Raw genomic sequence first — 13249 nt, forward strand, 5'->3', positions numbered from 1 at the left:
GGAAGCGCGGGATGCGCCTGCCGCGCCGTCCCGCGCTCCCGGGCCCCGGCCCGCGCCCGTCACAGCCGGGGGTCGACCGGCTCCGACTCCAGGGCGAGCACCGCGAAGACCGCCTCGTGCACCCGCCACAGCGGCTCCCCCTCGGCCAGCCGCTCCAGCCCCTCCACGCCGAGCGCGAACTCCCGCGCGGCGAGCGAGCGCTTGTGGCCGAGGGAGCGCTGCCGCAGCGTGTGCAGGTTCTCCGGCCGCGTGTACTCCGGGCCGTAGACGATCCGGAGGTATTCGCGGCCCCGGCACTTGATCCCGGGCTGCACCAGCCGCCCCCTCTCGTCGCGCACCAGTGCCCCGACCGGCTTGACGACCATGCCCTCGCCGCCGCGCCCGGTCATCTCCAGCCACCAGTCGACCCCGGCCCGCACCGACTCCGGGTCCGCCGTGTCGACGTACAGGCGTCGGGTCGTGTGCAGCAGCCCGCTCGTGTCGTGCTCGACCATCCGGTCGATGTACGCGAGCTGTTCGTCGTGCGGCAGCCCGGTGAGTGACCGGCCGCGCACGGCGAGGATCTGGAACGGGGCGAGCCGCACCCCCCGCGTCCCGTCCGTGCTCCAGCAGTAGCGCCGGTACGCGTCCGTGAACGCGGCGGCGTCGGCGGCCCGCTCCCGCTGCCGGCCGAGGAGGTCGCCCACGTCGACCCCGCGCCCGGCGGCGGCCTCCAGCGCGTCCAGGACGTCCGGGAACACGGCTCCGGCGGCGGCGCCCACCGCCGCGTACTGCGAGCGCAGCAGCCCGGTCGCCTTCAGCGACCACGGCATCAACTCGGCGTCGAGCAGCACCCAGTCGGTGTCCAGCTCGGCCCAGAGCCCGGCCTCGGTGACGGCCTCCGCGACCCGGCCGAGCACCGCCTCCGTCATCTCGGCGCTGTCGAAGAACGGCCGCCCGGTGCGGGTGTAGAGCGCCCCCGTCACCGGCGCGGCGCCCTCGGGCACGCCGAACCGCTCCCGCGCCACGGCCGCGTCCCGGCACACCAGGGCGACGGCCCGCGAGCCCATGTGCTTCTCCTCGCACACGACCCGGGCCACCCCGTCCGCCGCGTACTGGGCGAAGGCCTCCGCGGGGTGCTCCAGATAGCCCGCCACCCGCGACGTCGCCGTCGGGGCCATGGTCGGCGGCAGGTACGGCACGAGCCGCGGGTCGACCGCGAAGCGGCTCATGACCTCCAGCGCCGCCGCCGCGTTCTCCTCGCGGACCGTGATCCGGCCGCCGTGCCGGGTCTCCACGGTCCGGCGTCCCCGCACGTCGGCGAGGTCCAGCGGCCGGCCCTCGTGCCCGCCGGGCGCCTCCGTGGCCAGCGGCCTGGCCGGCTCGTACCAGACCCGCTCGGCCGGTACGTCGACCAGCTCCCGCTCGGGCCAGCGCAGCGCGGTGAGCCGGCCGCCGAAGACGGCGCCGGTGTCGAGGCAGATCGTGTTGTTCAGCCAGGTCGCCGCCGGTACCGGGGTGTGTCCGTAGACCACCGCCGCCGTGCCGCGGTAGTCCTCCGCCCACGGGTAGCGCACGGGGAGCCCGAACTCGTCGGTCTCGCCCGTCGTGTCCCCGTACAGCGCGTGCGACCGCACCCGGCCGGAGGTCCGCCCGTGGTACTTCTCGGGCAGGCCCGCGTGGCACACGACGAGCCGGCCGCCGTCGAGGACGTAGTGGCTGACGAGCCCGCGCAGGAACTCCCGCACCTCGGTCCGGAACTCCTCGCTCTCCCCGGCCAGCTGCTCGACGGTCTCGGCGAGGCCGTGCGTGTGCCGGACCTTCGCGCCCTTGAACCAGCGGCCCAGCTTGTTCTCGTGGTTGCCCGGCACGCACAGCGCGGTGCCCGCCTTCACCATGCCCATCACCCGGCGGAGCACCCCGGGGGTGTCGGGTCCGCGGTCGACGAGGTCGCCGACGAACACCGCCGTGCGGCCCCGCGGGTGCACCCCGTCGACGTACCCCAGCCTGCCGAGCAGCGTCTCCAGCTCGCTCGCGCAGCCGTGGATGTCGCCCACGATGTCGAACGGTCCGGTGAGGTGGGTCAGGTCGTTGAACCGCTTCTCGCGCACGACGCCCGCCCGCCGCACCTCGTCCGCGCCCCGCAGGACGTGCACCTTCCGGAAGCCCTCCCGCTCCAAGTGGCGCAGCGAGCGGCGCAGTTCACGGGTGTGCCGGGTGATGACGCGGCGCGGCATGCCGGCGCGGTCGGTGCGCTTCGCGTTGCGCGCGGCGCACACGTCCTCCGGGACGTCGAGCACGACGGCGATCGGCAGCACGTCGTGCGTCCGCGCCAGGTCGACGAGTCGGCGGCGCGCCTCCTGCTGCACGTTCGTCGCGTCGACGACCGTCAGGCGGCCGGCCGCCAGGCGCTTGCCCGCGAGGTAGTGCAGCACGTCGAAGGCGTCGGCGGTGGCGCTCTGGTCGTTCTCGTCGTCGGCGACCAGGCCGCGGCAGAAGTCGCTGGAGATGATCTCGGTCGGTGCGAAGTGGGCGCGGGCGAAGGTGGACTTCCCCGATCCCGAGGCGCCGATCAGGACGACCAGGGCGAGGTCGGTGACGGGCAGCGTGCGCGGGGGTGTCGCCGGTGCTGTCGGTGTGGCGTCGGTGGTGCTCATGCGGCCGTCGCCTCCTTCTCGGTGGTCGTCGGGTCGGTCGTGGCTGGGCCGGTCGTGGGCCGCTCGGACAGGGTGAACACGGCCATCTGCGTGGGCGGCCCCACCTCGGGGTCGTCGGGGCCCACCGGCACGTGGCGCACGCCGTATCCGTGCCGCGCGGCCACCCGCTCCGCCCAGCCGCGGAACTCCTCGCGCGTCCACTCGAAACGGTGGTCGCCGTGCCGGACGTGCCCGGCGGGCAGGGTCTCCCAGCGGACGTTGTACTCGACGTTCGGTGTCGTCACGAGGACGGTGCGGGGGCGCGCGGACCCGAACACGGCGTACTCCAGGGCGGGCAGCCGCGGCAGGTCGAGGTGCTCGATCACTTCGCTGAGCACCGCCGCGTCGTACCCCTTGAGCCGCTTGTCGGTGTACACCAGCGAGCCCTGCACGAGCCGTACCCGCGCGGCCTGCCGCTCCCCCATGCGCTCCAGCCCGAGCCGCCGCGCGGCGACGGTGAGCGCGCGCACGGACACGTCGAGCCCCACGATCTCGGTGAACCGGGCGTCCTTGAGCAGCTCGTGCACCAACTGGCCCTGTCCGCAGCCCAGATCGAGCACCCGGGCCGCACCGGCGGAGCGCAGCGCGTCGAGGATCGCCGCGCGCCGCCGCACCGCGAGCGGCACCGGCTTCTCCTCGGTGTCGGTCGCCTCGTCCACGGCGTTGTCGATCTCCTCGACGTCCGTGTCGTCGGCGTCCGCGAGCCGCGCCAGTTCGAGCCGCTGCGACGCCTCGCGCGTCAGCGACCGGCGCCGCGCCAGATAGCGGGAGGTGATCAGGTGCTGCTCGGGGTGACCGGCCAGCCAGCCCTCCCCCGCGCGCAGCAGCTTGTCGACCTCGTCGGCCGAGACCCAGTAGTGCTTGGCGTCGTCGAGCACCGGCAGCAGCACGTACAGGTGCCGCAGCGCCCGGGCGAGCCGCAGCTCCCCTTCCAGGACCAGCCGCACATAGCGCGACCCGCCCCACTCGGGGAACGTCGCGTCCAGCCCGACCTGCTCCGCCCCGACGGTCCAGCCGAGCGGCGCGAACAGTCTCCGTACGAGGTCGGGGCCGCCCCGCGCGGGCAGCACGGGCACCTCGACGCGCAGCGGCAGCGGCTCCTCGGCCCGCTCGGGGCGCGCCTTGCACACGCCGCGCAGCGCGCTGGAGAACACCGTGCCGAGCGCCACCGCGAGCAGCGAGGAGGCGGCGTACGGCCGGTCGTTCACGTACTGCGCGAGCGCCGCGTCGGGCGACCTGCCCTGCCCGCCCCTGCCCTGGCGTCGCCGCACCAGCGCCACCGGATCCACGTCGAGCAGCAGCGCGGCCGTGCACCGCTCCGCGCTCGCCTCGGGGTAGAGGACGTGCGCGGTGCCGTAGGAGGTGGTGAACGCCTGCGCGCTCTCGGGATGCTTGTGCAGCAGGAACCCGAGGTCGGTCGCGGGGCGTTCAGGGGTGCCGGTGGCGCTGATCGTCAGGAACACATCAGCCAGTCTCCCCTGGTGAACGCGACAGCGACCAGCGAGTTTTCCCGTGTGCGGCCCGGCCCCGGGCATCATGGACGCATGGATCTTCGAGTTTTCACCGAACCGCAGCAGGGTGCCACCTACGAGACGCTGCTCCGCGTCGCGCAGACGGCCGAGGAACTTGACTTCGACGCCTTCTTCCGGTCCGACCACTACCTCCGCATGGGCTCCTCCGACGGTCTGCCCGGGCCCACGGACGCCTGGACGACGCTGGCCGGTCTGGCCCGTGAGACCCGGCGGATCCGGCTCGGCACCCTGATGACCGCCGGCACCTTCCGGCTGCCGGGTGTCCTCGCCATCCAGGTCGCCCAGGTCGACCAGATGTCGGGCGGCCGGGTCGAGCTGGGGCTCGGCTCCGGCTGGTACGCCGAGGAGCACGCCGCGTACGGCATTCCGTTCCCCAAGGAGAAGTTCGGGCGGCTGGAGGAGCAGCTCGCCATCGTGACGGGGCTGTGGGAGACGCCGGTCGGCCAGCACTTCAGCTTCGACGGCGCGCACTACCAGCTGAAGGACTCCCCCGCGCTGCCCAAGCCCGCCCAGGAGCGGGTGCCGGTCCTCATCGGCGGCCACGGCGCGAAGAAGACGCCGGCGCTCGCCGCCCGGTTCGCCTCCGAGTTCAACATTCCCTTCGCCTCCGTCGCCGACAGCGAGGCGCAGTTCAAGCGGGTCGCGGCGGCTGCCGTCGAGCACGGGCGGGCGGCGGACTCCCTCGTCTACTCCAACGCCCTCGTCATCTGCGTGGGCCGGGACGACGCCGAGGTGAAGCGGCGCGCCGACGCGATCGGCCGGGACGTCGACGAGCTGAAGGCGAACGGGCTGGCCGGCTCGCCCGCGGAGGTCCTGGAGCGCATCGCCGCCTACCGGGCCGTCGGCTCGCAGCGGATGTACCTCCAGATGCTCGACCTGGACGATCTGGACCACCTGGAGCTGATCGCGTCCGAGGTGGCCCCGCACCTCTCCTGATCGCACCACGTCCTTCACACCCCCTCCCACCTGCGTCGAGTCATCCGATCCGCCGAACCCGCACCCGTCGAGCGGGGCCGTCCGTCAACTCCGCCCGCGCCCTGCCCCGCTCGACGGCCCCTGTCGGGTGAATTGCGTCAACCCGCCGTGCGGGGTGGCCCCCGCGCAGTGACCCGGCCCGCCCGATGATCGTTGGCTCGGGCGGAGCCGGACCGCCCGGCCCCCGCGCCGGCGGTCGCTGCCGCGCGTCACTTGCGTCAGCTGCCCTCCCGCACGGGAAGGGCGAGGCCGAGGAGGCCGTCTCATGTCCCAGGAAGCCGTCCCAGAACAGGCCGCGCACGACACGACCGTGCCGGAGCAGCAAGGGGCACCCAAGGGTCTGTTGCAGCAGATGGAGGAGCTGATGGCGGCCCTCAACGCCGATCTGTCGCAGCTCGACGCCGACCTCCAACAGCCCCCGGGCGGCGCGCGTCCCGCCGCCGAGGACCTCTGAGGCAGCCGCCCGCCGGGGCAGCGCCGCGCTCCCTGGGCCGCCCGCGGGGAGCGCCGCGCCGGGGGTGCCGCTGCCGCGGCCGGGCTCCCGGTCAGGCCGCCGAGTCGGAGCCGGGCTCCGGCCCGGTGTCCGCCAGCCGGCTGCTGCGCTCCGACAGCCGCCTGAGTATCTCCAGGACGCGGTCCCGGGACTCGTCCGCCGCGTCGATGGCCTCCATGCACTGCCAATAGGCGCCCTCCTCGAAGGACTCGCTCGCCACCGCGACGAGCGCGATGCCCACGTCACCGAGCAGCGCGCCGAGGTCCATCAACGCGCCGTGCACATCGCCCAGTTCGGTCAACTGGGCCGCTCGTATCCCACCGGCTCCCACCACCGGGACCGCCGATCCGCCACTGCCCCGCGCTCCCGCCTCACAGAGCCCGAGCGCCTCTCCTCTCAGCTCCGGCGGCCCCAGCATGGCGAGCCGGCTCCCGACCGCCTGCGCCAGGGCCTGTGCCTGCCACGCCTCCCGCATGATGTCCGGCGCGTCCTGGCTCTCCGCCAAGGCCCGTCGGCCGACCCTGATGAGCCGCACCGCATCCATCCGCGCCTCCGCCCGTCCCGCCCGAACTCCCTTGTCCACTACCCAGAGTGAGGGTTCGAGAGTCGAAAAGCCAGGGGAGGCCCGAAATCTGTGGAGAAGTAATCCGCTGTGGATATTTCTATGACTCCGGAGAGTGACGGATTCCCTTTTCCGGAGCCCCGGGAACCGGGAACCGGGTCTCGTTGCGGTCGATCTTCGCCGCGAGAGCGGCGAGCGCGTCGACGCCGAGCACCTCGCACAGCTGGAGCAGGTACGCGAGGACGTCGGCGACCTCGTCGCGGACCCGGTGCGCCGACTCCGGGTCGTCCATGACCCGGGCCGACTGCTCGGGCGTCAGCCACTGGAAGATCTCGACGAGTTCGGCCGCCTCGACGCTGAGCGCGGTGGCCAGGTTCTTCGGGGTGTGGAAGGGCTGCCAGTCGCGGGCGGCGGCGAAGCGGGCGAGGCGGGTCTGGAGGGCGGCGACATCGAGGTCGCCGCCGGCGGCCGGACGGGCGGCCCCATGATTCTGTGCGTCTGTCACGGCTCCAGGTCTACCATCGTCGCCCCGTGCGCCCGCGCCTCCCGCTCGGCACCCGCCCCCTGGCCCATCGCCGCGACGAGCCGGATGTGGCCCCGGGCGCACATCCGGGCGGCCAGCGCGGTGAGTTCGGTGCTCTGGACCGGGTCGAGGCCCCGGTCGAAGCCGTCGGCGGCGACGGTCAGCGTCTGGTACGCCTCCGGCACCTCGGCCGCCGCGTCGACCTCGAGGACCTGGGGGCCGGTGAGCAGCACCAGGGCGAGGGCCAGGTATCTCAGCTCGCCGTCCGCGAGCCGCTCGACGGGGGTGCGCAGTCCGTCGCCGCGGTCGACGAAGGCGCGGACCGAGCCGTCCCGTCCGGCGGGCTCGGCGAACACGTCGAGGACCGGTCCGGCGAGGCCCGCCCGCGCCGCGGCGACCAGCAGCGCGTGCCGGTTGCCGCACTCGCTGCGGGTGCGGCGCAGCACCGCCGCCAGGTTGTCGCAACCGCTGAGCAGCCGGTCGGCGCGGGCCGGGGCCGGAGCGCGCATCCGGGCGGGGTCGGGGTCGCAGGCGAAGGCCGAGCGCAGCCCGACGACCACCTGTTCCGCCGCGGCGAGCACTTGCAACTGCCCCTCCGTGCGCCCGGAGACGCGCAGCGGGAGCAGGGCCGTGCCGAGCAGGTCGTCGGGGAGCGGGCCCCGGGTCACCGGCACCGAACCGGCCGTGTGCCAGGCGGCCTGGACGTCGCGGCGGCCCGGGTCGCGCAGCGCGGTCTCCAGGTAGACGACGCCGGAGCCCGTCAGCCGCTCGCCGACGACGCGCAGTTCGGGTTCGGCCTGGACGGCGAGGTCGAGCCGGACGGGGCCGGCCGGGCCCTCCACGGTGCAGCCGATGCGGAAGCCGCGGCGGCGCTGCGCGTCGGGCCGGGCGCGCTCGGGGACGCAGGCCGGCGGGTCGGGGAACACCTCCTCCAGGTGCGCGCCGCCGCCGAGCCGGGCGAGGGCGTCGAGGGCCCGCAGGGCGCTGCTCTTGCCGCTGCCGCTGGGACCGGTCAGGGCGGTGAAGGGGCCGAGGGGGACGGTGGTGCCGCGATGGCGGGCGAAGGCCGACAGCCGCAGCTCGGTCACGCGCGGGCGGCCGGAGGACGCGCCGGGAGGTAACGGGGGCGCGCCCCGCTGGAGCACGGTCATGAGGTGAACGTAGGCGGACCCGCACCGCAGAACCGTTCGTCCCCGGTGACCTTCCTACGATCGAGCGATTATGCCGATCGGGCTTGCCGATCGGCGCGCGGTCAGGACAGCGCGCCCGCGCCCGCCACGAGGCCCTGGACCTCGGTGCCGGGCGGGGCGAGCAGGAACACGTTGCGGTCGACGCGGTGCATGCCGCAGCCGAGGCCGAGGACGACGCCGCTGCTGAAGTCCAGGACCCGCTTGGCGACTTCGGACTCGGCGCCGCTCAGGTCCAGCAGGACCGGGATGCCGGACATCACCGTCTCGGCGACCTCGCGGGCGTCGCCGAAGACGTTGACCCGCAGCACGACGAAGCGGCGGCGCGGTTCGGTGTCCACGTCCGGCATCGCCCGATGGTCGATCGCCGACGGCCACTCGTTGCGGCTGCGCAGCGGTACGACCTGGGCGAGCCCTTCCCACTGTTCATCGGTGACGTCGTGGCTGTTCACTGCCCCCACCCCGTCCGGGCTCGCACTGTTGTCTGCACCGAACAATTCTTACGTCATGTCACCCGCTTGGCCCAACACCGACACGGGTCGGCGCCGCTCCGGCTCACGCGGTCTGGGTGACCGCGTCGACCGCCGGGGTGCGCAGCGCCCGCCGCGCGGTGACCAGGCCGGTGACCATGGTGGCCGTCCCCGCAATGGCCACGACCGTGATCCAGATGCCGGGTCCCTGGTCGGGGAGGAGTCCGTCGGTGCGTACGGCGGTGAACGGGAGGAGGCCCGCGAGTGCCGCCAGTGTGCCGAAGAACACTCCGGTGACGGTGAGGACGGCTCCTTCCACCGCGACGGTTCCCAGGACCTGGGCGGGGGTCGCGCCGGCGAGGCGCTGCTGCCCGAACTCCCGCACCCGGGCGGCCGTCGCCGCGTACAGGGAGTTGACGAGCATGACGCAGGCGAACACGACGATGATGCCGACCACGGTGAGGTTGAGCGTCTCGAGGTTCTTGTCCTCCATGGACCGGGTCGCCCCCGACGCCTTGATCGTGTCGTTCTCGACGGCCTGCATGTACAGCGTCGCGGTGGCCATCGCGGTGAAGAGGATCAGGGGTACGAGGACGCCGGACAGTTGGGAGGCCCGCGTCCGCATGTTCCGCACGCCCAGGTAGCCGCCCGCGCCGGTGAGCGCGGTCAGGAGGGGCTCGATCCGGCCGAGGACGGAACGCAGCAGGCCGGTCGAGACGAGCGCGAGCCCCACGGAGAGCAGGATCGCGCCGTAGGCGGGGGCGGCCATCAGGGCGGGGTCGGTGGCCTTCATCGTGAACGTCGCGCAGACGGAGACGCAGCCGACGACGAGGGCGGCCCAGGACAGGAACGTCCGGGCCCGGCGCCTGCCGGGCCGGAGTCCCGCCGTCTCCCGGGTGACGCGGCGCACGGCGAGGAACGCGGCGCCGGCGGCGGCCAGGAGCGTGACGTCGACGCCGGACAGCAGGGCGATCGGCCCGAAGGAGTAGTCGACGCGGTCGGCGACCTGCCCGCTGTCCTTGAACACGTCGAGCAGGACGGCGCCGCCGAGCGCGGCCGGTCCGACGGCCAGCAGGGCGCCGGCGAGCGCGACCGCGACCGACTCGCCGACGACCATGCGCTTGATCTGGCCCGGGGTGGCGCCCGCGGTGCGCAACAGGGCGATCTCGTCGGTGCGTTGCCGGACGTTGACCGTCAGGGTGGACGCGACGGCGAAGAAGACGAGCAGGGTGCCGTAGCCGCCGACGACGCTCGCCGCGGTGGTGAGGGTGTCGGCGCTCCGGCTGTCGACGCCGCCGCCCGCCGCCGTGTCGTGCATGGCGTTGAACGTCATGATGATCGCCGCGCCGAGGAAGGCGGACAGGAGGGTCGCGAGGAAGCGGCCGGGGCGTTGCCGTACGGAGCGGGCCGCGAGGCCGAGTGTGGTGAACACGGCTCACACCCCCCGCGGTACGTCGTCGCCGAGGTGGGCGAGGCGTTCGGCGACCGCGTCGGCGGTGGGCGCCGTCAGGTGACCGGCGAGCCGGCCGTCCGCGAGGAACTGGACGGCGTCGGCGTACGACGCTGCGACCGGGTCGTGCGTCACCATGACGACGGTCCTGCCGTGGCCGCGCACCGCGTCCCGGAGCAGGCCGAGCACGTCGCGGGCGCTGCGGGTGTCGAGGGCGCCGGTCGGCTCGTCCGCGAAGATCACCGAGGGTTCGGTGACCAGGGCGCGGGCGATGGCCACGCGCTGCCGCTGGCCGCCGGAGAGCTGGTCGGGGCGGTGGCCGAGCCGGTCGCCGAGGCCGACGGCGGCGAGGGTCCGCTCGACGCGGGCCCGGTCCACGCGGCGGCCCGCGAGCTTGAGCGGCAGCACCGTGTTCTGGGCGACGGTCAGCGTCGGCAGCAGGTTGTACTGCTGGAAGACGAAGCCGATGCGGGTGCGGCGGAACCGGGTGAGCGCGGCCTCGCCGCGCGGCGGCTTCGCGGAGTCCGTCATCTCCTCGCCGTCGACCATGACCAGGCCGTGGTCGGGGCGGTCGAGCCCGGCGGCGCAGTGCAGCAGCGTCGACTTGCCGGAGCCCGAGGGGCCCATCACGGCGGTGAAGGTGCCGGCGGGCAGGGAGAGGGTGAGGTCGTCGAGGGCGCGGATCGCGGTGCCCTCGCCGGCCGGGGCGGGGGCGCCGCCCCGGGTGCCGTAGGTCTTGGTGACCCGCACCAGACGGAGCGCCTCGCCCTGCCGCGGCGGCGGTCCGGCCGTCCGTGCGGTGGTCTGTGCCGGTGGCTTTCGCATGGTCGCCGATCCCCTCGTCGAGGCGCTCGCGCGCCCTGTCGTCGATGTCCTCGCGATGTCGTTCACGATGTCTTCGACGGTAGGGACGGCGGGCGGCGGGGACACGGGGCGTAACGACCGGATCAGGGGTGTACGCAGCACCACCCCAGGCGGTGCGGACAGGCCCTAGGCGAGGCCGCCCGAGCGGGCCAGCCAGCGGCCGGCGTGCCGGGTGACCTCGATGGGGCGGCCGAAGCAGGCGGTCATGCGGTCGGCGGTGAGCACGTCCTCGACGGCGCCGCGGGCGAGCACCCGGCCCTCCTTGAGCAGCAGCGCGTGGCTGATCGCGGGGGACAGTTCTTCCAGGTGGTGGGTGACGGTGACCGTGGCGAGGCCGGGCCGGTGGTCGGCGAGCCGGCGCATGGTGTCGATCAGGTCCTCGCGGGAGGGCAGGTCGAGCGCGTTGAACGGCTCGTCGAGCAGCAGCAGCGCCGGGTTCGCCATCAGGGCGCGGGCGATGAGGATGCGGGCGCGCTGACCGCCGGAGCAGACGCCGTACGGGCGGTCGGCGAGGTCCTTGATCTGGAGTTCGGCGAGCAGTTCGTGGGCGCGGTCGCGCACCTCGGTGCCGTACGTCTTCCAGAGCGGTTGCACCGTGCCGGAGTGGCCGGTCAGGACGACGGTGTGGCCGGTGAGGTCCTGGGGGACGCGCTGGGAGGTGGAGACGTGGCCGATGTGGGCGCGCAGCTCGCGCACGTCGACGCGGCCGAGCCGGTGGCCGAGGACCTCGACGGTGCCGGTGGTGGGGAAGGTGGTCGCGCCGATGAGCCGCAGGATGCTGGTCTTGCCCGCGCCGTTGGGGCCGAGCAGCGCCCAGTGCTCACCGGAGCGGACGCTCCAGTCGATGCCGTCGAGGATGACCTGACCGGTGGTGAGGCGGCGCATGCTCGCGCCGTCGAGGGTGGCGACGACGCGCGCACCCGTCCCGTTCGTCCTGTCCATGATGCCTCCCGGTTCCTCGCGTTCGGACGCAGAGTAGCTGTAGAGCGCACATATCCGTCGGGGCGTCCGAGGTGTGGACCCGGCCTGCGCACGGGCGGGTCCGCCGGCCGGTGCCTCCCCGTGGGTGGCCGTCCCGGCGCCGACCCGCCCGGGGCGCGGGCCCCGGGCCGTGCTATCCAGGGACGGTGAAGATCCCGCCCGGCCCCGGCGCCGACCGCCCCTTCGACGCCGTGCTGTGCGACGTCGACAACGTGATCCGGTTCTACGACAGCGGCCGGGTCGCCGAGCTGGAGCGTCAGGCCGGGCTGCCGGAGGGCGGCACCGCGGAGGTGGCGTTCGCGCCCGAGGTGGACCTGCCGCTGATGCGCGGCGAGATCACGCTCGGGCAGTGGGTGGAGTCGATCGTGGCCGCACTGGCCGGGCGGGTGCCGCCGGAGCGGGCCAGGGAGCTGGGCCGGGCGCTCGCCGCGTCGCCGTTCCGGGCGGACGCGCGGGTGGTGGCTCTGCTGCGCCGGGTGCGGGCGGCGGGGGTGCCGCTGGTGCTGGTGACGAACGCGACGGTACGGCTGGAGGACGACTTGGCGGAGATGGGTCTCACCGGCCTGGCCGACCATGTGGTCAGCAGCGCCCGGCTCGGCGTGGTCAAGCCGGATCCCAAGATCTACGAGATCGCGGCGTCGCTGGCGGGCGCCGCCTTCGAGCGGTGCCTGTTCGTGGACGACACCGTGGAGAACGTCGAGGCGGCGGTCGCCCTCGGGATGACCGGGGTCCACTTCCGCGGGCCGGACGACCTGCGGGCGGCGCTGGGGCCGCTCCCGGCCCTCGGGTGAGGGCCGGGTGCCCGCCCGGGCAGGGGCGCCGTCTCAGCCCGCCCGGGTCAACTGCTTGAGCGCGATGTTGAGTTCGAGGACATTGACGGTCGGTTCGCCCATGAACCCCAGGAGCCGGCCGTCCTTGTGCGCGTCGACGAGCCGCTGGACCCGCGCGACGGACAGGTGGTTGCGCTCCGCGACCCGGTGCACCTGGAGATCGGCGTACCGCGGGGAGATCGCCGGGTCGAGGCCCGACCCGGAGGAGGTGACGGCGTCGGCGGGGACGTCGGAGCCCTTCACCCGGTACGTGGCCGTGGAGTTGTCGTCGATGACGGCCTGCCGGGCGGCGAGGACGCGGTAGCAGAGGGTGGCCCGCTCGTCCTCGGTCCGGTACGCGCCGAGCGGCAGGCACGCGCCGTCGCGGGCGCCGCTGTCGCCGGAGAGGTTGGTGGCGCCGGAGAGGATCAGCTTGTACTGCGTGTTGACGCTGTTCTCGCCGAGGCCGTTCTGCGGGCGGCCCTGGAACCACTTCGGGTCCGGATCGCCGTGCTTGTCGGTGTAGGACTGCCCGATGAGGGACGAGCCGACGACCTTGCCGTCCGCGTCCTTGATCTCCGAGCCGTTGGCCCTGCCGGGGAAGGCCGCCTGGGCGACGCCCGTGACCGCCAGCGGGTAGAGCACGCCGCAGACGACGGTGAGGACGATCAGGGCCCGCAGACCCGCCCAGAGCAACCGCCCGGTGTTTCCTACGGAGTTGTTCATGA

The 13249-nt window shown here is 74.0% G+C and carries 13 protein-coding genes; 3 read left to right on the top strand and 10 right to left on the bottom strand.

Going from position 1 to position 13249, the window contains the following annotated elements; genetic code table 11:
• Positions 1-59: 59 nt before the first annotated feature.
• Positions 60-2636, bottom strand: coding sequence for a polynucleotide kinase-phosphatase (locus tag ACIP5K_RS17855; RefSeq protein WP_401410505.1), 2577 nt, complete (start codon positions 2634-2636; stop codon positions 60-62).
• The gene (locus ACIP5K_RS17860) at positions 2633-4138 is read right to left on the bottom strand and encodes a 3' terminal RNA ribose 2'-O-methyltransferase Hen1 (protein ID WP_401410507.1); all 1506 of its coding nucleotides are present in this window, start codon (positions 4136-4138) and stop codon (positions 2633-2635) included. Before ACIP5K_RS17860 ends, ACIP5K_RS17855 begins: the two co-directional genes overlap by 4 nt.
• Positions 4139-4219: 81 nt before the next feature.
• On the opposite strand from ACIP5K_RS17860, the gene ACIP5K_RS17865 reads away from it, so the two are divergent.
• Entirely contained in the window at positions 4220-5143 is a 924-nt protein-coding gene (locus tag ACIP5K_RS17865) for an LLM class F420-dependent oxidoreductase (protein ID WP_401410508.1), read from the top strand.
• Positions 5144-5447: 304 nt separating this feature from the next.
• Positions 5448-5636, top strand: coding sequence for a hypothetical protein (locus tag ACIP5K_RS17870; RefSeq protein WP_401410510.1), 189 nt, complete (start codon positions 5448-5450; stop codon positions 5634-5636).
• Between the two features lie 91 nt (positions 5637-5727).
• Here ACIP5K_RS17870 and ACIP5K_RS17875 read toward each other — a convergent pair whose 3' ends face one another.
• From ACIP5K_RS17875 to ACIP5K_RS17905, 7 genes are all read right to left on the bottom strand, one after another.
• On the bottom strand, positions 5728-6219 hold the full coding sequence (locus ACIP5K_RS17875; RefSeq protein ID WP_401410511.1) for a DUF6099 family protein: 492 nt from the start codon (positions 6217-6219) through the stop codon (positions 5728-5730).
• Positions 6220-6337: 118 nt separating this feature from the next.
• Positions 6338-6742 carry a nucleotide pyrophosphohydrolase gene (locus ACIP5K_RS17880; protein ID WP_401410513.1) on the bottom strand — a complete coding sequence of 135 codons (405 nt, stop codon included), beginning with the start codon at positions 6740-6742 and terminating at the stop codon, positions 6338-6340.
• Entirely contained in the window at positions 6739-7911 is a 1173-nt protein-coding gene (locus ACIP5K_RS17885) for an AAA family ATPase (protein WP_401410515.1), read from the bottom strand. The genes ACIP5K_RS17880 and ACIP5K_RS17885 overlap by 4 nt, the downstream gene beginning before the upstream one ends.
• A gap of 101 nt (positions 7912-8012) precedes the next feature.
• Complete coding sequence (locus ACIP5K_RS17890) at positions 8013-8399, bottom strand: cell division protein SepF (protein ID WP_361558931.1); 387 nt, start codon at positions 8397-8399, stop codon at positions 8013-8015.
• A gap of 103 nt (positions 8400-8502) precedes the next feature.
• Positions 8503-9849 carry an FtsX-like permease family protein gene (locus ACIP5K_RS17895; protein ID WP_401410517.1) on the bottom strand — a complete coding sequence of 449 codons (1347 nt, stop codon included), beginning with the start codon at positions 9847-9849 and terminating at the stop codon, positions 8503-8505.
• Positions 9850-9852: 3 nt separating this feature from the next.
• Entirely contained in the window at positions 9853-10692 is an 840-nt protein-coding gene (locus ACIP5K_RS17900) for an ABC transporter ATP-binding protein (protein ID WP_401410519.1), read from the bottom strand.
• Positions 10693-10857: 165 nt separating this feature from the next.
• Positions 10858-11673 (bottom strand): ABC transporter ATP-binding protein, encoded by an 816-nt coding sequence (locus ACIP5K_RS17905; RefSeq protein WP_401410520.1) that lies wholly within the window; start codon positions 11671-11673, stop codon positions 10858-10860.
• A gap of 185 nt (positions 11674-11858) precedes the next feature.
• Between ACIP5K_RS17905 and ACIP5K_RS17910 the strand changes: the two genes are divergently transcribed.
• Positions 11859-12503, top strand: coding sequence for an HAD family hydrolase (locus ACIP5K_RS17910; RefSeq protein WP_401410522.1), 645 nt, complete (start codon positions 11859-11861; stop codon positions 12501-12503).
• A 33-nt stretch (positions 12504-12536) separates the two neighbouring features.
• Here ACIP5K_RS17910 and ACIP5K_RS17915 read toward each other — a convergent pair whose 3' ends face one another.
• Positions 12537-13247, bottom strand: coding sequence for a potassium-transporting ATPase subunit C (locus ACIP5K_RS17915; protein ID WP_401410524.1), 711 nt, complete (start codon positions 13245-13247; stop codon positions 12537-12539).
• Positions 13248-13249 lie beyond the last annotated feature (2 nt).

It is taken from the genome of Streptomyces sp. NPDC088785 (assembly GCF_044750685.1).
Classification (GTDB): Bacteria; Actinomycetota; Actinomycetes; order Streptomycetales; family Streptomycetaceae; genus Streptomyces.

Excerpts from the sequence above, each read along its gene's own strand:
- ACIP5K_RS17855 (WP_401410505.1), bottom strand. The coding sequence starts at position 2,636 with ATGAGCACCACCGACGCCACACCGACAGCACCGGCGACACCCCCGCGC.
- ACIP5K_RS17865 (WP_401410508.1), top strand. The coding sequence starts at position 4,220 with ATGGATCTTCGAGTTTTCACCGAACCGCAGCAGGGTGCCACCTACGAG.
- ACIP5K_RS17870 (WP_401410510.1), top strand. The coding sequence starts at position 5,448 with ATGTCCCAGGAAGCCGTCCCAGAACAGGCCGCGCACGACACGACCGTG.
- ACIP5K_RS17875 (WP_401410511.1), bottom strand. The coding sequence starts at position 6,219 with ATGGATGCGGTGCGGCTCATCAGGGTCGGCCGACGGGCCTTGGCGGAG.
- ACIP5K_RS17885 (WP_401410515.1), bottom strand. The coding sequence starts at position 7,911 with ATGACCGTGCTCCAGCGGGGCGCGCCCCCGTTACCTCCCGGCGCGTCC.
- ACIP5K_RS17900 (WP_401410519.1), bottom strand. The coding sequence starts at position 10,692 with ATGCGAAAGCCACCGGCACAGACCACCGCACGGACGGCCGGACCGCCG.
- ACIP5K_RS17905 (WP_401410520.1), bottom strand. The coding sequence starts at position 11,673 with ATGGACAGGACGAACGGGACGGGTGCGCGCGTCGTCGCCACCCTCGAC.
- ACIP5K_RS17915 (WP_401410524.1), bottom strand. The coding sequence starts at position 13,247 with ATGAACAACTCCGTAGGAAACACCGGGCGGTTGCTCTGGGCGGGTCTG.